The 23,664-nt window shown below is 43.1% G+C and carries 24 protein-coding genes; 17 read left to right on the forward strand and 7 right to left on the reverse strand.

Annotated elements, in window-relative coordinates; translation table 11 throughout:
- Positions 1–29 precede the first annotated feature (29 nt).
- From nhaC to AC3AQ9_RS19005, 13 genes are all read left to right on the forward strand, one after another.
- Positions 30–1,490: a Na+/H+ antiporter NhaC gene (nhaC, locus tag AC3AQ9_RS18945; RefSeq protein WP_488309051.1), complete on the forward strand. Its 1,461-nt coding sequence runs from the start codon at positions 30–32 to the stop codon at positions 1,488–1,490.
- Between the two features lie 124 nt (positions 1,491–1,614).
- Positions 1,615–3,654 carry a penicillin-binding transpeptidase domain-containing protein gene (locus AC3AQ9_RS18950; protein ID WP_488309052.1) on the forward strand — a complete coding sequence of 680 codons (2,040 nt, stop codon included), beginning with the start codon at positions 1,615–1,617 and terminating at the stop codon, positions 3,652–3,654.
- A 442-nt stretch (positions 3,655–4,096) separates the two neighbouring features.
- Positions 4,097–4,318, forward strand: coding sequence for a hypothetical protein (locus AC3AQ9_RS18955; protein ID WP_488309053.1), 222 nt, complete (start codon positions 4,097–4,099; stop codon positions 4,316–4,318).
- Between the two features lie 161 nt (positions 4,319–4,479).
- Positions 4,480–4,971 (forward strand): DUF6241 domain-containing protein, encoded by a 492-nt coding sequence (locus AC3AQ9_RS18960; protein ID WP_488309054.1) that lies wholly within the window; start codon positions 4,480–4,482, stop codon positions 4,969–4,971.
- An 88-nt stretch (positions 4,972–5,059) separates the two neighbouring features.
- The gene (locus tag AC3AQ9_RS18965; protein WP_488309055.1) at positions 5,060–5,674 is read left to right on the forward strand and encodes a LysE/ArgO family amino acid transporter; all 615 of its coding nucleotides are present in this window, start codon (positions 5,060–5,062) and stop codon (positions 5,672–5,674) included.
- Positions 5,675–6,087: 413 nt separating this feature from the next.
- Positions 6,088–7,014, forward strand: coding sequence for a DUF5996 family protein (locus AC3AQ9_RS18970; RefSeq protein WP_488309056.1), 927 nt, complete (start codon positions 6,088–6,090; stop codon positions 7,012–7,014).
- Positions 7,011–7,292: a GNAT family N-acetyltransferase gene (locus AC3AQ9_RS18975; RefSeq protein WP_488309057.1), complete on the forward strand. Its 282-nt coding sequence runs from the start codon at positions 7,011–7,013 to the stop codon at positions 7,290–7,292. The genes AC3AQ9_RS18970 and AC3AQ9_RS18975 overlap by 4 nt, the downstream gene beginning before the upstream one ends.
- A gap of 146 nt (positions 7,293–7,438) precedes the next feature.
- Complete coding sequence (locus tag AC3AQ9_RS18980) at positions 7,439–8,305, forward strand: SDR family oxidoreductase (RefSeq protein ID WP_488309058.1); 867 nt, start codon at positions 7,439–7,441, stop codon at positions 8,303–8,305.
- Positions 8,306–8,374: 69 nt separating this feature from the next.
- Entirely contained in the window at positions 8,375–9,439 is a 1,065-nt protein-coding gene (locus tag AC3AQ9_RS18985; RefSeq protein WP_488309059.1) for a glycosyltransferase family 2 protein, read from the forward strand.
- Positions 9,440–9,551: 112 nt separating this feature from the next.
- Positions 9,552–10,217 (forward strand): ribonuclease H family protein, encoded by a 666-nt coding sequence (locus tag AC3AQ9_RS18990; protein ID WP_488309060.1) that lies wholly within the window; start codon positions 9,552–9,554, stop codon positions 10,215–10,217.
- A gap of 68 nt (positions 10,218–10,285) precedes the next feature.
- Complete coding sequence (locus tag AC3AQ9_RS18995; protein ID WP_488309061.1) at positions 10,286–11,221, forward strand: aldo/keto reductase; 936 nt, start codon at positions 10,286–10,288, stop codon at positions 11,219–11,221.
- Positions 11,222–11,451: 230 nt separating this feature from the next.
- Complete coding sequence (locus AC3AQ9_RS19000; protein WP_488309062.1) at positions 11,452–12,249, forward strand: DUF4397 domain-containing protein; 798 nt, start codon at positions 11,452–11,454, stop codon at positions 12,247–12,249.
- Positions 12,250–12,259: 10 nt separating this feature from the next.
- Complete coding sequence (locus AC3AQ9_RS19005) at positions 12,260–12,856, forward strand: class F sortase (protein ID WP_488309063.1); 597 nt, start codon at positions 12,260–12,262, stop codon at positions 12,854–12,856.
- Positions 12,857–12,965: 109 nt separating this feature from the next.
- Here the strand turns inward: AC3AQ9_RS19005 and AC3AQ9_RS19010 are convergent, their stop codons facing one another.
- From AC3AQ9_RS19010 to AC3AQ9_RS19020, 3 genes are all read right to left on the reverse strand, one after another.
- The gene (locus AC3AQ9_RS19010) at positions 12,966–13,238 is read right to left on the reverse strand and encodes a hypothetical protein (protein WP_488309064.1); all 273 of its coding nucleotides are present in this window, start codon (positions 13,236–13,238) and stop codon (positions 12,966–12,968) included.
- Positions 13,239–13,344: 106 nt separating this feature from the next.
- Entirely contained in the window at positions 13,345–16,107 is a 2,763-nt protein-coding gene (locus AC3AQ9_RS19015) for a YfhO family protein (protein ID WP_488309065.1), read from the reverse strand.
- A 189-nt stretch (positions 16,108–16,296) separates the two neighbouring features.
- Entirely contained in the window at positions 16,297–17,178 is an 882-nt protein-coding gene (locus AC3AQ9_RS19020) for a LysR family transcriptional regulator (RefSeq protein ID WP_488309073.1), read from the reverse strand.
- A gap of 306 nt (positions 17,179–17,484) precedes the next feature.
- Between AC3AQ9_RS19020 and AC3AQ9_RS19025 the strand changes: the two genes are divergently transcribed.
- Positions 17,485–18,804, forward strand: a complete 1,320-nt coding sequence (locus AC3AQ9_RS19025; RefSeq protein ID WP_488309066.1) for a GntP family permease — start codon at positions 17,485–17,487, stop codon at positions 18,802–18,804.
- Positions 18,805–18,825: 21 nt separating this feature from the next.
- Positions 18,826–19,602: a 3-hydroxybutyrate dehydrogenase gene (locus AC3AQ9_RS19030; protein ID WP_488309067.1), complete on the forward strand. Its 777-nt coding sequence runs from the start codon at positions 18,826–18,828 to the stop codon at positions 19,600–19,602.
- Positions 19,603–19,646: 44 nt separating this feature from the next.
- On the opposite strand, the gene AC3AQ9_RS19035 is transcribed toward AC3AQ9_RS19030, so the two are convergent.
- Entirely contained in the window at positions 19,647–19,913 is a 267-nt protein-coding gene (locus AC3AQ9_RS19035; RefSeq protein ID WP_437151168.1) for a spore coat protein, read from the reverse strand.
- A gap of 106 nt (positions 19,914–20,019) precedes the next feature.
- On the reverse strand, positions 20,020–20,220 hold the full coding sequence (locus AC3AQ9_RS19040; protein ID WP_300991792.1) for a spore coat protein: 201 nt from the start codon (positions 20,218–20,220) through the stop codon (positions 20,020–20,022).
- 202 nt (positions 20,221–20,422) lie between these two features.
- Between AC3AQ9_RS19040 and AC3AQ9_RS19045 the strand changes: the two genes are divergently transcribed.
- Complete coding sequence (locus tag AC3AQ9_RS19045) at positions 20,423–21,655, forward strand: cysteine desulfurase-like protein (protein WP_488309068.1); 1,233 nt, start codon at positions 20,423–20,425, stop codon at positions 21,653–21,655.
- Positions 21,656–21,731: 76 nt separating this feature from the next.
- On the opposite strand, the gene srtD is transcribed toward AC3AQ9_RS19045, so the two are convergent.
- Together srtD and AC3AQ9_RS19055 are read right to left on the reverse strand one after the other, a co-directional pair.
- Positions 21,732–22,391 carry a class D sortase, LPxTATN-specific gene (gene srtD / locus AC3AQ9_RS19050; protein ID WP_488309069.1) on the reverse strand — a complete coding sequence of 220 codons (660 nt, stop codon included), beginning with the start codon at positions 22,389–22,391 and terminating at the stop codon, positions 21,732–21,734.
- Positions 22,392–22,450: 59 nt separating this feature from the next.
- A complete protein-coding gene (locus AC3AQ9_RS19055) occupies positions 22,451–22,858 on the reverse strand; it encodes an LPXTG cell wall anchor domain-containing protein (protein WP_488309074.1) in 408 nt (135 codons plus the stop codon).
- A 240-nt stretch (positions 22,859–23,098) separates the two neighbouring features.
- Between AC3AQ9_RS19055 and AC3AQ9_RS19060 the strand changes: the two genes are divergently transcribed.
- The gene (locus AC3AQ9_RS19060; RefSeq protein WP_488309070.1) at positions 23,099–23,560 is read left to right on the forward strand and encodes a HEAT repeat domain-containing protein; all 462 of its coding nucleotides are present in this window, start codon (positions 23,099–23,101) and stop codon (positions 23,558–23,560) included.
- Positions 23,561–23,664: the final 104 nt, after the last annotated feature.

Raw genomic sequence — 23,664 nt, forward strand, 5'->3', positions numbered from 1 at the left:
TTCATTAAGAGATGGCGAGGAGATGGAGTATGAAAAAGCAACCAGAGATAGAAACACCTTTTCTATTGGCATTAGTGCCATTGATTGTCATGATTGCCACTATGGCATTCACAATCATTAAATTTGAGGGAAGTCCACACGTCCCCTTATTGATTGGTGCGGTGATCGCAGCGTTAATTGGTTGGCGTCAAGGGTATAAATGGGAAGTGATCGAAGAAGGGGCTTATAAAGGAATCCGAATGGCTCTTCCGGCGATTGTTATTATAATTCTAGTCGGTTTGATTATAGGATCCTGGATTGGCGGCGGCATCGTTGCTACCATGATCTATTATGGGTTGAAAATCATTACACCTGCCTTATTTTTAGTAACGATTTGTGCGATTTGTGCGATTGTCACATTGGCGATTGGCAGTTCCTGGTCCACGATGGGAACGATTGGCGTCGCGGGCATGGGAATCGGCATCAGTATGGGAATTCCGGCACCAATGGTAGCTGGCGCAGTTATTTCTGGTGCATATTTCGGAGATAAAATGTCCCCGCTTTCTGATACCACCAATTTAGCGGCAGGAATTACTGGCACGGATTTGTTTGACCATATTAAGCACATGATTTATACAACAATTCCTGGTCTTATTATTGCATTAGTGGTTTACTTTTTCCTTGGGCGGCAGTTTGGCGGTTCAGCCATAGACACTGCTGAAATCAACAGTATTCTATCAACACTCGAAAGCAATTTCGTCATTTCTCCATGGTTATTGCTGGTTCCACTCATTGTTGTTCTGATGGTGGCGAAAAAAGTGCCGGCATTGCCTGCATTGGTTGTAGGTGTTCTTCTTGGCTGGCTATGCCACGTTTTCGTACAAGGTGGAAGTGTTGCCGAAGCTGTAAATACTCTCCATGATGGCTACGCAATATCAACAGGAAATCAAATGGTTGATGATCTGTTCAATCGCGGCGGAATTGATTCCATGATGTATACGGTTTCACTAACAATTGTAGCGATGGTGTTCGGCGGAATCATGGAACAAGTAGGAATGCTTCAGTCGATTGTTAAGCAGATTCTAAAAGTGGCCAAGTCAGCCGGAAGCCTGATTGCCGCGACAGTTATTTCAGCATTTTTTACAAATGCAACTGCTTCAGAACAATACATATCGATTCTCCTTCCAGGCAGAATGTATGCAAAAGCTTATCGGGATAAAAAACTGCATTCGAAGAATTTATCCCGGGCGCTTGAAGATGGCGGAACGGTCACATCGCCACTGGTGCCTTGGAATACGTGCGGTGTATTTATCCTCGCTACACTTGGCGTTGAAACTTTCGCATATGCGCCTTATGCAGTGTTGAATTATGCCATCCCGATTATTTCAATCATCATGGCATTCCTTGGTTTGAAAGTCGAGTATTTAACACCTGAAGAAATAAAAGAATTGGAAGCAAAAGAGGCAAGACAGAAAGAAGAATCCGATACTACGGAATCTGTATTGGCATGACAAGAAAGGCATCAAGCTGTTTATCAGCTTGATGCCTTTTTATTTTTCAATTTGCCGGCAACGGCATTTAACTTTTCTGTTAATCGGGTATTGGGGTGAAAAGGACTGAAACGGAGGTCAGTAGATGAATAAAAGAGGGTCCGTCATTCTTTTACTTTTACTTATCATCCTCCTTGCAGGCTGTCAGGAAGAGCAGAAAGCGACACCTAAAGAACAGCCGCTGGAAGAGCAAGCAACACCGGAGAATCGCTTAATGGAATACATTGGCCACTGGGAACAAGCGGATTTTAATGGCATGTATGGCAGTTACTTGACGGAAGGCACTAAAATGGCATTTGAACAAGAAACGTTTGTGGCATGGCAGCAACAATTATATAAAGACTTAGCGATTAAAAATGTCCGTGTAAGCTATAAGGAGCCTGAATCCGATGTTCGTTGGAGCAAAGAAGAACCTGCTGATTTTCCCATCCGAATCACGATGGACACTGCAGCAGGGCAAGTGGAATTCAATCGGACATTGACGATGTTGTTTGAAGCACAAGGAGAAACAGAAGATTGGTTTGTGGAATGGAACCCCTCTTTCATTTTCCCTCAGCTTGAAGAAGGGGATCTTGTTGAAATTGAACGCACGGATCCTGAACGGGGAGAACTTCATGACCGCAACGGCAAACCGATTGCAGTCAATGGAAAGGGTTTTGAAATTGGAGTGGTACCGGCAAACTTTGACGAGGCGAAAAAGAAAAATGATCTTGCTGCTCTTTTAAACATTACAGCAGATGAAATCGATGAAAAACTGAATCAAAGTTGGGTGCAGCCGGGGCATTACGTTCCGCTCGCGGTGCTTCCTGCTAAAGCAACCGGCGCTTTGCAGCAAATCTTTGCGATACCAGGCACTGAACAAAAAGAAGTGCCGCTGCGTGAGTATCCTTATGGAGCTGCGCTATCCCATTTATCGGGGTATATCGGACCGATTACCGCAGAACAACTAGAACAGCGGCAAGGCCAAGGGTATGAGCAAGGTGATTTGATCGGACGGCAAGGATTGGAAAGCATATTAGAGGAACGGCTTCGAGGGGAGCAAGGTGTGCGAATTCTAATTAAAAAACCGCATGGAGGAATGGAACCAATCATTGCAGCCGATAAACCGGCAAAGCAAGGAGATATCATCAAATTGACAATAGATGCCGAACTGCAAAAAACAGTTTATCAAGCGATGAGCGGCAAAGCCGGAACCAGTGCCGCAGTAGATCCGGAAACCGGCGAAACGCTTGTGCTGCTCAGTTCACCAGGTTTTAATCCAAACGAATTTATTTTAGGCATCAGCGGGTCAGCCTACAGGAAATTGCAAAAAGATCCGCTGAATCCTTTATTCAATCGTTTTGCTGCGACGTATGCACCGGGTTCAGCCATTCAGCCCATTACCGCAGCTATCGGAATGAAACTAGGCACACTGGATGCGGCTGAAGGATTCGAAATTAAAGGGAAGACATGGCAACGAGTGCCTTCCTGGGGGAATTACCGGGTGGAACGGGTGCATGATAAAGCGCCGAATCCAATTGATTTGAACAAAGCGCTTGTTTACTCGGATAATATTTATTTTGCCCGTCAAGCGATGGATATTGGACGTGATGCGTTTATTGAAGGGTTAAAGGGATTCGGTTTTGGAGAAGAAATTTCGTTTCCAATTCCGCTCACTCCTTCGCAGATTTCAAATAACGGCGCTCTCGGTTCAGAAGGGCAACTGGCGGATACTTCATATGGCGAGGGCCAGATGCAAGTGAATATCCTTCATCTGGCAGCAATGTACGAACCATTTTTGACGGAAGGGACCATCTATAAACCTACTTTCCTCTTGGAAGAAGAAGATAAGCAAGTGTGGAAAACAGAACTAACCAACGCTGAAAACGCCGAAAAAATCCGCACTAGCCTGCATAATGCCGTAAATGAAGGTTTTTCAAAAGCAGCCAAATTGAAAGATGTTCCACTTGCCGGAAAATCTGGTACAGCTCAAAGCCGAAGAGGAGAACATGATTATTTCATCAGCTACAACACTGCTGATCCTGCGTTCATCCTTGCGATGATGATTGAAAACCAGAAACAAGACGAAAGCAGCGAAGAGGTAGCTGCAATGGCAGCAAAAGTTTTTAAAGCCTGGAAACAATAAACGAGCAATAAAGCATCCTTTTAAAGGATGCTGAGCTTGTAGACAAAAGAAGATACTTTCAATCAAGTGAATAACGATCAAAAAAAGTTCCTCCCCTCGGTTCCTGCGCTTCAACCGGACGCTTTCCGCGGGCTCGCGCCGAACTAACGAAAACCTGAGCTCCTGCGCGAGCTCGTCGCAAAGACTTGTCCTCGCAAGCCTCGGTCAAGTCTTGACTGGCGCCCGAGTGGATTTCGGCACTTCGTCGCTACGCTGCCCCACAGGAAGCGAATGGTGCAAAAGTAATTTTGCGCGATTCGTTTGCGACGAAGCTAGCGCAGCGGTGTAGGAGCACACCTTTGCCTTTCGCCGGTTTCCGCTGCGGAACCTGGCGTGAAGTGAACACAGGATGCCGCTTCTCCTCACTTATCGGAAAAGCGGCATCCTGGATGGAAGGGATTCCGTGAAGTCAAGCGACACCCCCAACTGGTCCGGCCACGAGACTCCTGTGGGACCAGCGCGAGCCGAAGACCCTGGAGCGAACGCAGTGAGTGAAGCGGCTGAGGCCGTGCCCACGGAAAGCGAAGTGGCCGGACCGGTTGGGGTTGAGACCGTCTTATTCATTTCAAGCATACTTTGTCTACAGTCTGAGCATCCTTTTAAAGGATGCTTTTTAATTTATTAGATAATTTAAATATTTTAGATAGAATTTCCCATTTATATTTGATATAGTAGTTATTAATAATCAGAATTTATATAAAATAGTGAATGATGAATATTTTTATTCGAAGTTACCGATTATAACAATTTTACCGTCGCTATATGGTTTTATTACTGGAGGGATCTATGGTGAAAAGAGAATTGCTAAAATACGTGTCAGCAGGAATATTATTGATTGGAATTGGTGTAGTTGCTGTTTTAGCTATTTTGAGTCCGCCCAAAACGGTTACTGCTTATCTCAATGGAGATTTTCAGGAAGAAGAAGGCAATGTGCTAGATTACACGATTACGGTACCAGCAAGTGAATCAGAAATAGAAGTATTGGAAATGATGAACGGCATGTCTCATCAGAAAGTTGAAGCCCGGGAGAAATGGGGGAATATCGAAATGACGCCTGAATCGATTGATGAAGTTTATTCGATCGTGATTTCGAGCGATTTCTCATCCAAACCTGCCTTGCTTGATATTTTGGAAAGGTGGAAAAAAGGAGATTTCAGCCAGGCCGACCATGAGCATAATTACATATGGGAATTGCAGGGCGGCAGTGTCGGACGCGCCACCGGTTTGCTGACCCCTGATCAGGAACAGGAATTTATCGAGAAAAATTTCCGGAAATAGAATTAAAACATATTGTTTTGTCTAATAATTGCCTAAAGACAGTCTTCTCAATCTCCGTTATCCTGAAAAGGAGTGGAGGGGAAAAGGAATGGAACCATTGTTTCATGGAATAATTTTAGCATTCGGTTTAATTTTGCCGTTAGGTGTGCAAAATGTATTTATCTTCAATCAAGGAACTACCCATAAAAAGTTTTCTAAAGCTTTGCCTGCAGTCATCACTGCAGGAATGTGCGATATGATATTAATTTATTCTGCTGTAGCCGGCCTATCAATTTTAGTGATTGGTTTAGGCTGGCTGAAGAATGCTTTATTTTTGGGAGGATTCTTTTTCCTGCTTTTTATGGGATGGGTAATGTGGAAAAACTCTGCCATAACTCCTCTGCAAGCTGCAGGCAAATTTACAGCAAGGCGCCAAATTGCATTCGCTGCTTCTGTATCGCTTTTAAACCCCCATGCAATCATCGATACGATTGGTGTAATCGGAACTAGTTCGTTGATTTATACAGGAATAGAAAAATGGATCTACACTGTTGCCTGCATCGGAGTTTCCTGGATTTGGTTTTTCGCTTTAGCTTTAGCAGGAAGAAGAATTGGCCAACTGGACAAGACTGGAAGATTGATTCCACGGCTTAACCAAGTATCTGCAATAATTGTTTGGGGAATGGCAATTTATATGGGATTCCAGCTGTTAAACTCCGATTGATACAGGAATCAGGAGGGAATTCGAATGGTTAGCGATGTGAAAAAGCAAGGGCTGAGCGCTGGTTCAAAGGGTATTTCACCAATCGAAACGTGAACGTGCTTCTTGAAATTACTTTTCCTGGATTTATTTATCACTGAAGGTATGGAAACAGCTCCACAGAATCGATGATGAAATTCATGGAATAGTACCATTCATTATTCCATCACGATGAATGGATTGTGGAGACTCTATTCTAAATAATCTTGAAGCCTTGAAGAAAAATGGCGATAAAGTATTTTAGAAATTTTCGTTAAAAATTCAAAATAGTTAATTTTTTTATCAGGAAAATGATATTATGAAATTAATCTTTTTAGTCTTTATTTCAAACGGCCGACCGATATGTTTTCATACGCCTATTAAGAAGGGGACTTCGCATGGAAATTATAAAACACTCGGAATGGAAAGACACCAAATTGACTTTGCAATTATTGTCGCAGATTCTAGGCAAGATACGTCTTGAGGCTGCCCAGCAAGAGCCGCAATGGGCACATGTGATGTTATCACTGACACCGGACGGTTTTTCGACAGGGCTGCTTTACTATGAAAACCATACTTTTCAAGTAGATGTGGATATTCGGAGCAGTACAGTGGGCATTAACGTAGATGGCCATAAACATTCCACACATCTGCGGAATGGCATACCCATCAAAATGTATTACGATTTCATCTTTCGATCTTTGCATCAGCATCAAATCTTCATTTCTATCAATCCAAGGCCACAAGAGATGGATGTGAAAACATTGTTGAGTGAAGACTCGGTCCACAAGGTTTATGAACCGCTTCAGGCTTTACGTGGATTAGAATTATTTCACTTTGCATTGAGGGAAGAATTGAAGTTCATTGGCCCTTTGCGCTGCCGGAAAGTAAAGCCCGGTTTATTTTGGGGAACTTTTGATGTATCTGCTATTATTGTTCAAAATATTTCTGAGCCGTTCCCGGAAGATAAAATTATCGAGAAAGCGGCATTTGATGAACAATTTATCGAATATGGATTTTGGTTAGGCGATGATCGGACGGATGAACCTTCTTTTTTTGTCTTGCCTTATCCATTTATGAATAAAGATTTGAATAAGCCGACTTTAGAACCTGATGAAGCCTTTTACGATCAAGAGGCAAGTGAGTATTTTTTGACTGCTCAAGCAGCATTTAATTCATCTTCTCCTAGCCAAGCGGTACAGCAATTTTTCCATACGACTTTCGACATTTTGGCCGACGAATTAAAATGGGAAGATCGCGATTACTATACAAATCCTTTGCTGATGAAGCCACAGCCGACGATGAAGAAAGGAGGAGAAGGATGAAAATCATTAAAAGTGAACGTCGGCATCATATAGAGAATGAAGGCGGGGAAACAATTGCTGAAATCACATTTGTTCCAACTGGCAGCAATTTGTTGATCATTGACCATACTTTTGTCAACGATTCTTTGCGCGGGCAAGGAATAGCGAGCAGATTGGTGGCTTCAGCTGTAGAAACAGCAAGAGAACAGAACAAAAAAATCATTCCGCTATGTCCATTTGCCAAAGCGGAATTTAATAGAAAACCAGAATATCAAGCAATGCAAGCGAATCGCTATTGATTCATCATGCAATGCTCTTCTGTAAAACAGCGGCTCTCATTGACGGGGAGCCGCTGTTTTAATGGTTGTTTTTTGTTTGGCGTTTAAGTATGAGAAGGGGAGGCTAAACATTCTTATGGACACGATAATATAAGGAGGAATGGACGATGAGCATTTACGATCAGCAAAAAGATGGACAGCCTGCACAGACACAGGCAAATCAACCCGGCATAGAATCACAGATGGACCCACGGCCGGTCCAGCCACTGGATTATAAAGGAAGCGGAAAACTGAAAGAACGGGTTGCGCTCATTACCGGAGGCGACAGCGGCATTGGCCGTGCAGTAGCGATTGCTTATGCGAAAGAAGGGGCACATGTGGCAATCAATTATTTGGAAGAGCACAGTGACGCCGAAGAAACAAAAGCGTTGATAGAAGCGGAAGGTGCTAGGTGTTTGCTAGTGCCTGGAGATGTATCTGATGAAAATACATGCAAAGAAATAATTGGAAAAACGGTATCGGAATTAGGGAAGCTTGATATTTTGGTGAACAATGCAGCGATCCAGTTTCCGACAGAAGAGATTCAAGACATCAGTGCGGAGCAATGGGACAAAACATTCAAAACGAATATTTACTCCGTATTTTATATGAGTAAACATGCAGTGCCGCATTTAAAGCAAGGAAGTGCCATTATCAGCACGACATCGGTCAATCCCTATATCGGAAATCCCCAGCTGATGGATTATACTGCTACAAAAGGCGCGATAGTCGGTTTCACACGCAGTTTAGCACAAAATCTGGCGGAAAAAGGCATACGCGTCAATATGGTGGCTCCAGGGCCGATCTGGACTCCGCTCATTCCTGCTACGATGGATGAGGAAACGGTTAAAACTTTTGGGACTTCGACACCATTGGGGCGCCCGGGCCAGCCGGCTGACCATGCAGGTGCTTATGTGCTGCTTGCTTCTGATGAAGGGGCATACATCACTGGACAATGCATTCATATCAACGGCGGCATGGCGATGTCTTCATGAAAAAGAGCTGCAGAAAAACATGGAAGCATGTATTTTCTGCAGCTTTTATTGTAAAAAGAGAGGTGGAAAATGCGCCCTATTGACCGAGTGAGCATCATTGTTCCTGTCTATAACGCCAATGATTATTTGGATAAATGCATTCGGAGCCTGCAGGATCAAACTTACCCAAATATTGAAATCCTGCTTATAGACGATGGTTCCACAGACAGCAGTGGAAAAAAATGCGATGACTACTCAAGCCTTGATCAGCGTGTCCAAGTGATTCATCAGAAAAATTCGGGGCCATCTGCTGCCCGAAATTCAGGGATTGAAGCGGCCAGTGGAAAGTATATTCAATTTGTGGATGCCGATGACAGCATCGAGCCACATATGACAGAGACTTTGGTAAAAGCTATGGGAGATGATGCGCATTTAGTGATTGCCGGCTACCATTTGATTCTTAAAGGAGGGAATCAGAAAACAAGTACCCGAAATTTATTTTTCAATAAAGCTGGCAGTTTTAGCAAGCGTCAATTCCTTTCTTTTTTTGGAGAAATTTATCAGGACTATTTTTTCCATTACAACTGGAACAAGCTGTATCACACCGCCATCATTAAACAGCATCACATAAGATTCGATAAACATGTGCGCCGCGGCGAAGATATGCTGTTCAATTTGCAATATGTGGACAAATGTGAAAAAATCCGGATCATCCAAGATGCGTTGTATCATTATACAACATTGAACAGCGATTCGATTACAAGCCATTTTCAAGGCGATTTTTTTGAAAATCAGCAAGTGCTTCTTGAAAGGACCCGAGACTTTCTGCGCAAAAATGGTTCTTACCATGGAACAAACGAACAGCTTATAGAAAACTTCTACACACGGAGAATTGTGGCCTGTTTCTATAATTTATTCCACCCTAATCGTACTTTGACATCTAAGCAAGTGAAAGAAAAAATAAACGAAATGATGTGGGATGAGCGCATTAATCGAAGCCTGGCTTATTTTGAAAACGGCGATGTTGAAAAGAAACTGACCGGCAAAATGATTGCCAAGAAAAAAGCCTCAGCTTTGTACTCTTATTATCTTATGAAGAGCCGCATGAATAGAGGACTTTCTTTATTAGGGTTAAGATCAAAGAAATGGACTTAAGAGCGGTTCATTAAAAGAAGTGATGAACTTTTGGCAGTCGTCAAGTTTATCCGTTGCAGGAAAGGAAATAAGAGCAGTATAGAGTTTGGCCAGCAGAAGGAGGTATGGCACAATGAACATTCGGATTGAATGCACATATAGAACGGCGAAAGGTACAGAAGCTTTTTTTCGCTCTGAAGAAATGCCTGCAGCTAAAGGAGTAATCATCGCAGAAGACTTGGAACGGACTGGCCGAAGCAAAAACCTGGTGTTCATTGATAATTACGATAGCTCCTGGACCATGAAAGAGATGAAGGGATATTTAAAAGGCGTCGAAACAGAACCCCATAATGTCACCGTTTATTTTGATGGCGGCTACGACCGGGAGACTCAGGCATCTGGCCTCGGCTGTGCTGTTTATTATGAAATGAATGGCAAGCCTTACCGGTTGCGCCAAAATGCAGCAGTAGCAGAGCTCCTATCAAATAACGAAGCAGAATATGCAGCGCTTTACATGGGAGTCCAAGAACTTGAGCAATTGAATGTCCACCATTTACCGGTGCGGTTTATCGGGGATTCCAAAGTGGTCATTAACCAAATGAGCGGAGAATGGCCGGCGCTGGAAAGAGATTTAGTGCGCTGGGCCGACCGCATCGACCAAAAGCTGAAAGACCTTGGCATTCAGCCGGAATATGAACTGGTTCCGAGGAAAGCCAATGCAGAAGCGGACCGCCTGGCCACCCAGGCGCTGAACGGGACAGAAATTTCAGGAACAATTGAATTGATTCCCGAAAAATAAACGATATAAAAGGAAGATTCTTTAATGCAACTTATATAAGGGTAATATAAAAAAGGAAGGGTGTTTGCATGCGATTTTCTACATTGAAAAAAACAGATATCCAAATTTCGGCTCTAGGACTTGGTACCAACGCAGTTGGAGGGCATAACCTCTACGAAGGATTGAGTGAAGAAGAAGGAAAAGATTTTGTACGTGCAGGTTTGGATCATGGCATCACATTTATTGATACAGCAGATGTGTACGGCAAAGGGCGCTCAGAAGAATTGCTTGGAGAAGTACTGAAGGAATATGGCCGCGATCAATATGTCATCGCTACTAAAGGTGGAAGCGACTGGCGCACCGGTACACGGAATAATAGCCCGGAATATCTCCGGAGCGCACTTGAAGACAGTTTGAAACGGCTGCAACTGGATTATGTCGACTTGTATTATATTCATTGGCCGGACGAAAAGACACCAATCCGTGAGGCAATAGCCGAATTATCCCTTCTAAAGCAGGAAGGGAAAATCAAAGCGATCGGCGTGTCAAACTTCTCACTTGAGCAACTCCGTGAAGCAAATTCAAGCTTGGAGATTTCAGCTGTCCAACTGGAATACCATATGCTCGACCGCCAGATTGAAGAAGATATTCTGCCTTATTGCGTACAGAACAACATTTCCGTTGTGGCCTACGGTCCATTGGCGTTCGGGATACTTGGCGGAAATTATACAAAAGATCTGCAGCTTGAAGAAGGGGACTGGCGCAATAGCGTGCCTTTATTCGAAAAAGGCACTTTTGAAAAGAATCTCGACATCGTAGAGAAGCTGAAGAAAGTGGCTGATAAAAAAGGGACGGATGTCTCTAATTTGGCCCTTGCGTGGCTTCTTGAACAGCCAGGCATAGATGCGGTCATTCCGGGAGGGAAAAAACCGGAGCAGGTGCTTTCGAATATTGCGGCTGCTGAAATAAGATTAGAAGCAGAGCTGATGGACGAAATAAGTGGAATCTTATCAACCGCGCCTTAAAGCAGTAACCATTATAAAACTCCTTTTGGAAAGAAGAGCATAAGAAATTTGAAACTGTTTAAGCTTAATGTAGAAAGTATTTTTACTTTGTTACAAAAAAGTGAGCAGTTTCTTTTTTTATTCAAATAAAAAATCTGAATAATTAGAATTTTACTTGCTTTTTCTTTCTAAAAGTATTATAAATAAGTTGTACAAAAGTTTTACAAAAACGATACAAAGGAGAAGTGAACATGAAGAAAATTTTTGCTTTAGTTTCTGTCGTTCTAGTCCTTGTCTTTTCACTTGCTATTGGAGTCTCTGCAGACAGTCATATGGCTAAGGTCAGAGTCGTCCACGCGTCACCGGATGCCCCAGCAGTCGATGTATACGTCAATGGAGATTTAACTCTGGAAAATGTACCATTCAAAGCCGATTCTGGATATTTAGAAGTGCCGGCCGGAACCCATAATGTAGAAGTTTTTGCTACTGGAACGGAATACGCAGAAGGTTCAGGTGTATTGCAAGCCGATTTGACTGTTGAAGCCGGTAAAGCTTATACAGTAGCAGCAGCGAATACTGTCGATGCTCTTGAATTCGTGGTTGCGGAAGACTCAATGGAAGTTACAGAAGGAAAAACAAAAGTACGTGTTGGCCATTTATCTCCTGATGCACCTGCTGTAGATGTTGGGTTAATTGGTGGGGATGCATTATTCAGCGGAGCTGAATTCCCAGGAATCACAGATTATGCAGAGTTGGATCCAGGCACCTATGATTTGGAAATTCGCTTGCCAGATGGAACTCAAGTCTTGCCTCTGGAAGGAACAGAATTAGCGGCAGGAACAGTTTATAGTGTGTTTGCGGTAAATACTGTGGATGCTTTGGAAGTCATTGCTTTGGTGGACTATGAAGCAGCAGCTTCTCCGGATGGTATGCCGACAACTGGCCTTGGTGTACCGGGAAATTCAGAGACTCCTTGGCTCTTGATGCTTGGCACTTTTGCTTTGTTTGCGGCTAGCGGGTTCGTTTGGAAGAAACGATTTCAAGAGTAGGTTATTAATCGTGATTGCCGCTGTCTTTCTTTGTGGCTGTCAGCAACAAACAGATGAAGTCAGTGTACGCAGTGAAAGCGTGGGATTTGAATCGGAACAGCAGCCAGCAGTGGAAGTACAGCAGCCAGTGCAGGCAGCAAATCCGATCAATTCCGTTAAGCGTTCCGGCATCTTGCCTACTGCATTGGAAATTCCGGCTATTAAAGTAGAAGCGGCTGTCCAGCATCTAGGCCTTACGAAAACAGGAGAAATGGCTGTGCCGGACAATGGAAAAGATGTCAGCTGGTTTTCACACGGCTATCAGCCCGGACAAAATGGTCGGGCAGTCATCGCGGGGCATGTGGATCAAATCGATGGGCCTGCTGTTTTTTGGGATCTTTCCTTATTGAAATCAGGCGATGAAATCCTTCTAAAAGAAGGAGATAAAGAACTGAAGTTTAAAGTATACAAAATGGAGTCAATTCCTTTGGAGACGGCAGATTTATCCTCGATTTTCGGGTATAAGTCTTCCCCGGAACTTGTGTTGATCACTTGTTCAGGCGATTATGACCACTCAAGGGGAACCCGTGAAGAAAGGCTGATTGTCTACGCAAGCTTAGTCGAGTGAAGAGTCGGCAAGAAAATGGACTTGGTTTTCCAGATCAGGGGGAAATGAAAACAGGAAAGGCATCAGTCGCCTTTCCTGTTTTTTATTCATTTAATAATTTTCTTTACTTCTAATTTTCTTCGATTTCATGATAAGTTTTCGGATACCCCATTGAGACCCATTCAGAACGGTACGCAGAATCCAGTTCCGTCAACCCAATTTCGGCATGGTCATAAGGTGCATTTGGACTTTCCTTATGATCGACTTCTACACTATTGCGCATATCATGATCCGGAAATACCCAAAAAGTTTTTTTTCGGTTATTATACGTTTTTATTAATACAAAAGCTGTAGCCGCTGCTGCGCCGGCATAGAAAATTCTCTGCAGGCTTTGATCACTCATGGCTATTCCTCCATTCAAAAGATGCTGTTTTTAATGGATTTCCCTCTTCTCGGAAAGTTAATCATGTCTTTCTTGAGAAAACTAACGGGAAGGGGAGATAAAAACTTCATCCTGCTGCTAATCTCTTTTTTTGTGTCAGCGTAAAGAAAATTCCAGCAATCAGAAACAGCAGCGAAATTAACAATGATTTATAAAAATGCGGCGGACGGTAAGTAAGTGAAATTTCATTGAGGCCTTCTTCAGCTGGCACTGCCAAAAAAGCATAGTTAGCTTCCAGTACATCCACTTTTTTATTGTTCACTTCTGCTGTCCACCCAACTTCAAAAGGTACTGGCATCACCAAATATTTTGCTTTTGTTTCATTGGAGTATTGGGCGTCTAAACTGCTGCCTTCCCATCGCACTTGCTGTTCTGCCTGGTCTTTCATTGCTTCTGTCCGAAGTACATCATAGGGTTCTTCAAAAACCTCAAGCTCGCTCAATTCGTAGGAGCCCTTCGGCATTCGGATTCGGACAGACTTATCGGCCGGCACACGGATGGTAATATCGTCTACAAAGGTTCTATAGACAGAGATATTCGATTTTCTCGATGTCCTGTATGAATTCACGGTAAGTGGAAATCGGGCATCCATTGCTTGATTCTCGAGATGAAACGATACATATAAATCGCTTTCGGAGGAGACCGGATCATTGAGCAAGAGATTGATGCCACCTGTTTCACTAGTCACATTTAAAATGCCATCTTCAAATACCGCATTCTCATTCTCGGTTTTAAACGACAACTTATTTGGGGCAGAAGGCAATGGAGAGGAAATATCCGTTTCCTTCAGTATGATGCCTGACAACATGGCATGTTCACGCATTAAGATCGGTTGTTTTTCTAATGACTCCTCGCTATAAACTGCAGAAGCTCCGTACACGAAAGGCAAAGGATAGCGGTTTTCATAAACTGAAAATTTTTCCGAAGTCAGCACTTCTTCAAAACCGGCCGGCACATTGGTGTCGCCATGAGGCAAAATGGTGTATTTCCCTTGCAGCAAACTATGCAGATTTGCGCGTTTGCCAAGTGTTGCATAACGGCTGACGCTCTCCCTTCCCATATCTATTTCCAAATCCAATAAATAAAAGTGGAGTAGCTGTTCATTTAAGATGCTGGAATAAGCACTTAAACCCCGGTAATTCATCGCAATCGGTGTGTTGTTTCGGATTCCTTCCATCCATTCGATGCGGTAAACAGGATCGGTTTCCCGTTTCCGGATTTCATCAAGCAAACCGATGATTTCCGGATCGTTATAATCGGGTGCAGTGATCAATTCCTCTGTTACAAGATGAGTTTCCCCTCTAATCACTAATAAGACATACTCAGAACCATTAACAGAAAATAGCAGGGTCAATACGATAAAGATGGCAGCGACTTTTGCATAGACTGCATTCCGGCTCACCTGTGCAAATAGCATGAATGTAAAAAGTGCGATTCCCATGACGCCGAGAAACAGAGGGAATTGGACTGTCCTTCCTGGTTCCATTAGAGCTAAAAGGAATTGGTAGCCGCTCACCACAATGCCAATCAGAAGTAAAAGAAGTACGAAGGCTTGTCCAATTCGAGACCTTTTATGCAAAGCCCATACATAGGAGAAAAAGAGAAGCAGCGTCACGCCAATGACCAATGCCAGTAATGAACGCTCAAATCCTAGATTCGGGTCGATAAAGGCGAATAATGCATAACTAAGCAAAGCCAAGCCGCCGGCTAAAGCAATGTGTTTCAGTTTTAACGAGGACAGATTGCTGAAGCCAGCAGCGACTGCACCACCGGCAGCAAAAGCCATAAAATACTCCCAGCGGTACTGTGGAGCCGAAAAGCCATTGAACATGCTCGCCGCTTTCGGGCTATAGTGGAGCAAAATGCAAAACAGCACAAGAAAAGCGAAAAAGCGGAAATTCCGTTCACGGTAAAGCGGAAAAGCGAAAACCAGCAAGACAAAAACAGCAGGCAGCACCACAAACGAACTGGTAATTAAAATATTATCGATAAATCCGAACCACTCAATTTCATGGACATATGGCGGGCGGTGATTGTTCAAGTAAGCATATACAGCAGGAATAAACGATACGGCACTGATGCCGGCGCCAATCAAACCCGTTATAAGAAATTTGCTGATAGCCGTGTGTTTAGGCGTTTCATTCTCTTCAAGCGGCAGAAAGAGGCGGAAAAGGATGTAAATGCCGATCAGCAGGAAGTTGACGTAGGCAAAATAGAAATTATCAATCATTGATACAGCGACAGCGGCCATGAACCAGCCGCCCCGATTTTCGCGTAATACTTTCTCTACCCCGAAAATAAGGAGCAGCAGCCATAAATAAGCGTCCGCAAAAAACTCCCAGTAAGTTGCATGGCGGAAATAGATATTGGAAAAAGCATACACGCAAGCGCCAAGAAAAGCGGGAACAGGACGGAATTTCATATACCGAAAAACAAAAGTAGCTATAAACAGAACAGCAGCGAATCGGACAATATTGATGATGACGGCAGCATGCGCCCAAAACAAAATATCCGGCGAGTCGATGGCTCCGGATGTTTCAAGAAGGAAAACGACAGCGACCGTTATGATGAAGATTATAGAAGTAGAAAAATAATAAGCCAGTTCGCTATATGTGCCGGTGCCAAAACCGAAGAGAGTGGAATAGAAAAATTCTCCAGATGTATATTGATGATAAAGAAGGTTTTTGAACGGCAGCATTTGTGACAAGCCATCATTTGGCCCCGCCATAAAACGGTTGGCGGCTAATTCACGCAGGAAAATACCGTGGGCCGCTGCGCCTAACAATAAGCAACATATACCGAAAAGAATGTAGGGAAGAAGTCTGCGCATAAGTCACCCGCTTCGAATTATTGTAGGAATGGCCTAATATTTATTTAAATCATAATATTTAGTCAATTTAATCCATCAAATAAATCGTACCATTTTCTCGGTTTGTTTTATACATGCTTATTAATAAAAGAATATTATTTTTACTTAATAACTGCGCTTTCAACTACTGATAAAGGCGCAGTCAGGCTGTTACACTTTCGGAAGATCTTTCACAAGTGAGATAAATGAACGGGAAGTATAAGGAATGTAACGATTTTTAGCAGAAATAATGCCGAGCACCCAAGGAAAAGTATTAGTTAAAGACAGCGTTTTAAAGGGACCGTTCTTGACCCGTTCGCAAATAAGCTTTGGCATTAAGGTGACACCTAAATTCTTTTCAACCATACCGACAATAAAATCCCATTGCGAACTTTCATAAGCGATTTTTGGAGTGAATCCTTCACTGATGCAGAATTCCACGGTTCGGCTGTTCAACGTGAATTCCTTGCTTAATAGCAAAAAGGAATCGTTTTTGCATTCGACTAAATTGATGGTGCCTCGATTTGCCAACGGATGGGATTCATGGACTAGCAATTTGATTTCTTCGTGAACAAAAGGCACCACATCAAATTTCTCCTCATCAACGGGCAGCATGACAAAGCCCAAATCGACATCACCATCGAGCACCTTCTGTTCTACCTTCTTAGCACCATCTTCTGCCAGCATGATTGCCACATCAGGATATGTTTTTTGAAATTCAGCGATAATGGTCGGGAAAAACAGAGTGCTGATTACCGGCGGAAGGCCGATATTAATTTTGCCCTTCTTTAAATTCATCACATCATATAAGGAGGAGGTCAAGTCGTCCAGGCTATTGACAATTTTTTGCGCTTGTACAAAAACCACTTCTCCGGCATCGGTCAATACGATTTTGCGGGAAGAACGGTCGAACAGCATAACGTCCATTTCTTCTTCTAAATTCTTAACCATTTTGCTTAAAGTAGGCTGAGTGACATGCAATGCTAGTGCAGCCTTTGTAAAACTTCTATGTTTGGCTACTTCGATAAAGTAACTTAACTGGCGGATATCCAATTTCTTCACGGCCTTTCTATAACTTTTAGTTATGGAAACTATAGGTAATATTCATTTTACCTATCAGACAATGAAGTGTACACTAAAAAAATCGTCAGGTCTAAATATTTCGAAAACGCGGTCTTTTTTATTTAAGGCCATCGAAAGCGCTTTCACTTTTAAGTTCAGCTATTTTACTTATCAGGATGCTGGCGGCATCAATAATAGTAAAAGTTTGCAGCGGCATCGGCTAGAGATGCCCGTTTGAAGGCAGAAGCAAAACTGCTGAAAACGAAGAACCTGACAAACAATCAAAGGGGGAAAAACATGTTAAGTATGATTGGATTAATCGGAGGACTTGCATTACTTATCTATTTGACGATGAGAGGCATGAACTTGCTGATTGCCGGACCATTGAGTGCCCTTGTCGTCGCTTTGTTCAGCAGCCTTCCGCTATTCCCGCAGATGGTAGCAGAAGGGGAAGTGAATTTTTTAGGCAATTACATGACCGGGTTTTCCGGATTCATCACTTCCTGGTTTCCAATGTTCTTGCTCGGAGCGATTTTCGGGAAATTGATGGAAGACAGCGGAGCGGCTGATAGCGTATCACGCTGGTTGGTCAGCAAAATCGGCATCAAGCGGGCAGTATTAGCTATAGTCATCGCCTGTGCGGTGTTGACTTACGGCGGCGTAAGCTTATTTGTTGTAGCATTCTCGGTATACCCGATGGCGCTTAGCTTATTCAAGCAAGCGAATCTTCCGCGCCGTTTCATTCCAGCTGCTCTTGCCTTAGGTTCAGTTACGTTCACCATGACTTCAGCCGGATCGCCGGAAATCCAGAACTGGATTCCCATTGAATTTTTAGGAACGAGTCCATATGCCGGCTTGCAAGCCAGTATTGCCGTCGCTGTATTTATGGCGGTATTCGGCTATTGGTGGCTGAAACGCATGATCAACAAAGCGGTCACTAAAGGAGAACGCTTTGAAACACGCAAAACCGATCCACTGGTAGAAGAGCGTAATTTGCCAAACCCGATTATGGGATTGATTCCACTATTGGTTGTTTTGGTAATTTCGTATATCTTCCACGATTCTTTGAAGACATCAGCATTGATCATTGCACTTCTGGGCGGAGTAATCACCACATATTTATTGAATAGAACGCATTTCCAAGACTTGGGAAAAGCGTTGACCGGCGGCACGATCGGTGCTTTGATTGCTATCGGAAACACGGCAGCGGTTGTCGGTTTTGGAGGCGTTGCGAAGGTGGCTCCTGCATTTCAAGTGGCAGTCGATGCCATGACCAGCATTCCGGGAAGCCCGCTGATCGGCGGAGCAATTGCAGTAAGTGTCATTGCTGGCATGACAGGCTCTTCTTCCGGAGGACAGGCGATCGCATTGCCTTTGTTGGCGCCGCATTATTTGGATATGGGAGTGAACGCGGAAGCGCTTCACCGGACGATTGCGATTTCTTCCGGTGCACTGGACTCATTGCCTCATAATGGTTATGTAGTGACGACAATACAGGGAATTTGCGGAGAAACTCATAAAGCTGCCTATGGTTCAGTAGGAGCAGTAACGGTTATTGTGCCACTTCTTGGAACAATTATTGCGATCATTTTGTTTTCACTAGGGCTGGGCATTTAAAATTTAGTGGAGGTGATTTGTATGATAGAAAATAAGATAGTGTTTATCACGGGAGCAGCAAGTGGCATTGGTTATGAAATCAGTGCGGATTTTGCTAAAGCCGGTGCCAAAATCGTTTTGACAGATATTAATGAAGAAGCAGTTAAGAAAGCGGCACAAACTTTGAAAGATCAAGGCCATGAAGCGATCGGCATCAAAGTGGACGTGACAAATGAAACAGAACTTGCACAGGCAATCGAAAAAACCGTTGAGACATTTGGTTCGCTTGATGTTCTGATTAATAACGCGGGCATGCAATTCGTTTCTCCAATCGAAGAATTTCCGACTGAGAAATTTGAGCTGCTAGTGAAAATTATGCTGGTCGCACCTTTTGTGGCAACGAAATATGCTTTCCCGATCATGAAGAAGCAAGGCAAAGGCCGCATCATCAACATGGCGTCCATTAACGGACTGGTCGGTTTCGCTGGAAAAGCAGCATACAATAGTGCGAAGCATGGAGTTATTGGCTTGACGAAAGTGGCTGCTCTTGAAGGGGCTGAGTATGGCATAACCGTCAATGCCATGTGCCCGGGATATGTCGATACGCCGCTTGTGCGCAACCAGATGGGCGATTTAGCAAAAACACGCAATGTTTCTTTAGACAAAGTGCTTGAAGAAGTCATTTATCCTTTGGTGCCGCAAAAACGACTCCTGTCTGTACAGGAAATTTCAGACTATACCATGTTTTTGGCGAGCGATAAAGCATCAGGCATTACAGGGCAGGCTGTCGTATTGGACGGCGGATATACTGCACAATAAAATGAAAAACCGTTCATTGCCAGTAAGCAATGGACGGTTTTTTATTACTTTTTCTTAGCCAGCTCTAGTGCAATATCAGCTTTTTTCAGATCATGCTGAATTTGTTCATCGACATCATAGGCATGATACATTTCATTTTTAATCATATACTGAGCAATTTTGTCGTGAGTTTCAATGGCGTTGTCCAATTCACGTCGCAATAATTTTTTAACTTGAGGAGTTGCCGTTTCTGTAATTGCCACCGCAATGTTACGGACAGCAGCTTTTGCAGTAACGAGAAAATCCGTTGCAATTGCTAAGTCATCCAACATGGAGCCAGGAATTGCTAAGTTTTCTTTATTGATTGCTTCGTTTTCAGTTACTTCATTTTTTTTCTGTTCGTCTTGTTTAGCCATAATATCCTTCCTTTCCAGTCAATTATTTTGTAGAATCTTCTAGGATTTTACGTAAATCTTTAATTGCTTTCGTAGAAAGTTCCACGTCTTCATCAAGGATTTCTTTCAATTTCTTGTCTTCAACCAAACCGCTGAATACTTTGCTTTTCGCAACGCAAGCTGTTTTAAAGATTAGTAATTCATGAACTTCGAGTAATTCATGTGCAGCAAGTTCTTTTGCCATCAATAATCCCTCCACTTTTTTAATTTAATAAAGGCAACACTAGTCAGGTTTTACCCGCTCTTCTTTTTTTTATGCATGTTTTTTGATTTTTAACTTAAAAAATAATTAGTGAGTTTTCTGAATTTGGTGATCCTGAAAATAGACATGAGGGACTTTTTCATGGTTTATTAGAAGGGAATCACTATGAAAAGGAGCTGCATACATGAAAATATCAGAGACAACTTTTCCGATTACTGAAGTACGGGAACAATTTCCAGCATTAAAAAGAACGTATCATGGAAAACCGGTTGCTTATTTTGACGGCCCAGGAGGCTCCCAAGTAGTGAAGTCAGCAATTGCAGCGATTGCTGGATATATGGAAAACGGTGGGGCGAATCTGCATGGCGCATTCCCATCAAGCTGGGAAACGGAGGATATCATTGCGGAAGCTAAAAAAGCGGTGGGTGATTTCTTAGGTGTCCAAGAAAATGAAGTGGCTTTTGGAGCAAATATGACAACGCTTACCATAGCCATCGCAAATGCACTCGGCAAGCAATTTGAAGCTGGGGACGAGATTGTTGTAACGGAAATGGATCACCGGGCAAATGTCGATCCGTGGTTGTTGATGGCAAAAGACCGAGGGCTGACAGTCAGATGGATTAAAGTGGATACGGAATCATTAATGCTCGATTTATCGGATTTAGAAGAAGTAATCAATGAAAAGACCAGGTTGGTGGCAATCGGACTTGCTTCAAATGCGGTAGGAACCATTGTTGATCTGAAGCCGGTTGTCGAGCGTGCAAAAGAAGTCGGCGCTTTGGTGGCAGCGGATGCCGTCCATGCAGCACCGCATATCCCAATTGACCGGGACCGTCAAGGAGTTGATATTCTGTTATGCTCGGCTTATAAGTTTTTCGGACCACATGTTGGAATAGCGGCAATCAAAGAAGAGATTTTCGAAGAGTTGGAGCCGTATAAACTGGTGCCGGCACCAAGTTATTATCCCGATAAATTGGAAACCGGTACGCAAAACCATGAAGGCATTGCTGGAATTCGCCCGGCGATTGAATTCTTCGCAAGTTTCGGAGAAGGTGATACCCGGAGGGGACGGATTCTGTCAGGGCTTGAGAAAATTGAAGGGTACGAAAACAACTTGGCTGCCCGTTTAAGAGAAGGGTTGGCGGCTCTTGAAAAAGTCACGCTCTTTGAAGCGGACCGCAACGTGGCTAAAACACCCACAATCGCTTTTCAAGTAGCCGGTATTGCGCCAGAAGAAGTGTGCAAGATCATGGCAGAACAGCACAGCATTTTTATCGCCTCTGGCCACTTTTATGCTTCAACACTGGCCGATCGGCTGGATATCAATAAGACCGGCGGCTGGATTCGGGCGGGATTGGCGCCGTATAATACTTTTGAGGAAGTTGAACGCTTCATAAAGGCGGTTTCAGAACTTTAAAATCAAAAAGCAAGGTTCAGCCAAATACTGAACCTTGCTTTTTCTTATGTCTAGAGACGTAATGTTCAAATTTACTTCAGAAAGCATCTTGTATTGAAACCAATTTCGCCTGCACAATATACCGATCTGGTGCATAGCCGATAAAGTCAAAAGGGTAACAGGTAGTCAATGTCAGAACAGACTTATCTTTTTCCACAATCACGCTGCGGTCTTCTGCGTCAGTGATCCACATATCGGTAATTTCATAGATATAAATTTTATCTTCGTATTCCACCAGCAATTGATCTTGTTTTTCCAATTCACCAAGTCGCACAAAAACGGTGTCGCGATGTCCGCTCAAAACTGTATGGCCATGGCCGCCAGGGACGGTCGTGAGATCACTGACATACATGCCTACTCCTTTTTTCAAAGTTGCAGGGTCTGCACCCCAGTATACTGAATACTTTTGTTCGATTTTCGGAATCACTAGATTCGCCGTTTTTTCTCCAAGCTGCCGGTCGATTTCCGAAGTCAGCTTTGGAGAAGGTTCAGGCATCGGCTGTGGCCTTTTTTTGACTGGTTCTTCTATCACTTTTCCAAGTTCGCTGCCAGCTGCAGCTTCGACTTTCTTGAAACTTTCAATTTCAGCATCAGACAGATTTTGTGCAGAGCTCTTCGCGGTGTACCATTCCGATAAACTATAGAGGGCAATTGTTAAGCCAATTATTATTAAAGCCAGTCCCAGCCATTTTTTCATGATAGATCACCTCAAAGGAAAAAGGCAGAATCAATCCTGCCTATTTGAAATAATAAGTATTAAGCTTGTTGGCCTTTTCGGCGGAACAGCAACAACGAACCAAGTCCAGCAACACCAGCGCCAAATAGCATCATAAGAGGGTTGTTGGAAGCTGTATCTGGCAATTCTTCGCCTTCAGCTGTATCTTCTTCAGTTGCAGCATCTTCAGAAGAATCACCTGCTTTTTTGTTTGCAACGAAACTATCGTATTCACTTTGACTTACTTCACAAGCTAAGCCATCATTATCGCGGTCCAGGTCATGAGGGTCATTTTCAGCACTGAAGCCATTTGTATACCAAAATTCCATTACTTCCTGATGGGATGAAAAGTCCCCACAATCCTTGTCGTTCACAGCGGCTTGTGTATCAAGAGAAGTGCCAGCAACCAGAAGCAAAACCATCGAACTGCCTAATACCGTTTTTCTCAACATATTTTTCTTTCGCCTCCTAGAATTTGTATGTAACAGTCCTTAAAATACCCATTATTATAAAATTCAAACTATTAAAACTAAAATTTAAAATATTTTCCAAAAAATAAAATGAAAAAAATATAATCACTATCAGCCTTTTTGTTCTTTCCGCTAGATGATGGTACAATACAAGGACAAGCTTTTCTGACAACGGAAGAGATTATTTCATTTTTCGAAAAGGAAAATGATCAAAGGAGAATGAATTTTTTGAGTCAACAACACAACACTACTTTACCACCGAATTACGACGAATTGAGAAAGGCTGTAAACCGGACAGCAAACTGGAAAGAACGTTTGGCTGCGGTTGAAGAGCTGAGCAAATGGAAGCATAAACAGACAATCGATATATTGACGCACCGCTTGAACAACGATCCCGTTTATAAAGTGCAAGAAGCCGCTTTTGAGGCATTGCAGGATTTTGGGCTAGACGTGGAAATGCCGGAACGCAAAAAATTCGACTTGATCAAAGATGCTTCAAAAACATTTGTGCGCCTTAAGAAAAGTTTGCCGAAAGACCATACTTTTGAAGATTTCAAAGTGAAATTGCAAAAAACGCGCGTCGATATTTATGACACGTATAAAGGTGATAAAGGCGATGACTTCGACCAATGGTTGGAAGATCAATGGAAATCAATTCCGAGTAAATACTCAAGCAAATAAGTGAAAAGCCGTTTCTTCAGTCGAAAAGGTAGTGACCCCTTAAAGTTAGAGTTTTCGTTATGCAGCTAATTGGCTGGCATGCGTCCGGTATTGCACCGGGCTCA

This window comes from Planococcus sp. VCh962 (assembly GCF_057748275.1).

Excerpts from the sequence above, each read along its gene's own strand:
- srtD (WP_488309069.1), bottom strand. The coding sequence starts at position 22,391 with ATGAAAAAATGGCTGGGACTGGCTTTAATAATAATTGGCTTAACAATT.
- AC3AQ9_RS19040 (WP_300991792.1), bottom strand. The coding sequence starts at position 20,220 with ATGGCAAAAGAACTTGCTGCACATGAATTACTCGAAGTTCATGAATTA.
- AC3AQ9_RS18985 (WP_488309059.1), top strand. The coding sequence starts at position 8,375 with ATGCGCCCTATTGACCGAGTGAGCATCATTGTTCCTGTCTATAACGCC.
- AC3AQ9_RS18995 (WP_488309061.1), top strand. The coding sequence starts at position 10,286 with ATGCGATTTTCTACATTGAAAAAAACAGATATCCAAATTTCGGCTCTA.
- AC3AQ9_RS18970 (WP_488309056.1), top strand. The coding sequence starts at position 6,088 with ATGGAAATTATAAAACACTCGGAATGGAAAGACACCAAATTGACTTTG.
- AC3AQ9_RS18980 (WP_488309058.1), top strand. The coding sequence starts at position 7,439 with ATGAGCATTTACGATCAGCAAAAAGATGGACAGCCTGCACAGACACAG.
- AC3AQ9_RS19010 (WP_488309064.1), bottom strand. The coding sequence starts at position 13,238 with ATGAGTGATCAAAGCCTGCAGAGAATTTTCTATGCCGGCGCAGCAGCG.
- AC3AQ9_RS19000 (WP_488309062.1), top strand. The coding sequence starts at position 11,452 with ATGAAGAAAATTTTTGCTTTAGTTTCTGTCGTTCTAGTCCTTGTCTTT.
- AC3AQ9_RS19045 (WP_488309068.1), top strand. The coding sequence starts at position 20,423 with ATGAAAATATCAGAGACAACTTTTCCGATTACTGAAGTACGGGAACAA.
- AC3AQ9_RS19030 (WP_488309067.1), top strand. The coding sequence starts at position 18,826 with ATGATAGAAAATAAGATAGTGTTTATCACGGGAGCAGCAAGTGGCATT.
- AC3AQ9_RS18975 (WP_488309057.1), top strand. The coding sequence starts at position 7,011 with ATGAAAATCATTAAAAGTGAACGTCGGCATCATATAGAGAATGAAGGC.
- nhaC (WP_488309051.1), top strand. The coding sequence starts at position 30 with ATGAAAAAGCAACCAGAGATAGAAACACCTTTTCTATTGGCATTAGTG.
- AC3AQ9_RS19035 (WP_437151168.1), bottom strand. The coding sequence starts at position 19,913 with ATGTTGGATGACTTAGCAATTGCAACGGATTTTCTCGTTACTGCAAAA.
- AC3AQ9_RS18950 (WP_488309052.1), top strand. The coding sequence starts at position 1,615 with ATGAATAAAAGAGGGTCCGTCATTCTTTTACTTTTACTTATCATCCTC.
- AC3AQ9_RS18960 (WP_488309054.1), top strand. The coding sequence starts at position 4,480 with ATGGTGAAAAGAGAATTGCTAAAATACGTGTCAGCAGGAATATTATTG.
- AC3AQ9_RS19060 (WP_488309070.1), top strand. The coding sequence starts at position 23,099 with ATGAATTTTTTGAGTCAACAACACAACACTACTTTACCACCGAATTAC.
- AC3AQ9_RS18990 (WP_488309060.1), top strand. The coding sequence starts at position 9,552 with ATGAACATTCGGATTGAATGCACATATAGAACGGCGAAAGGTACAGAA.
- AC3AQ9_RS19025 (WP_488309066.1), top strand. The coding sequence starts at position 17,485 with ATGTTAAGTATGATTGGATTAATCGGAGGACTTGCATTACTTATCTAT.
- AC3AQ9_RS19015 (WP_488309065.1), bottom strand. The coding sequence starts at position 16,107 with ATGCGCAGACTTCTTCCCTACATTCTTTTCGGTATATGTTGCTTATTG.
- AC3AQ9_RS18965 (WP_488309055.1), top strand. The coding sequence starts at position 5,060 with ATGGAACCATTGTTTCATGGAATAATTTTAGCATTCGGTTTAATTTTG.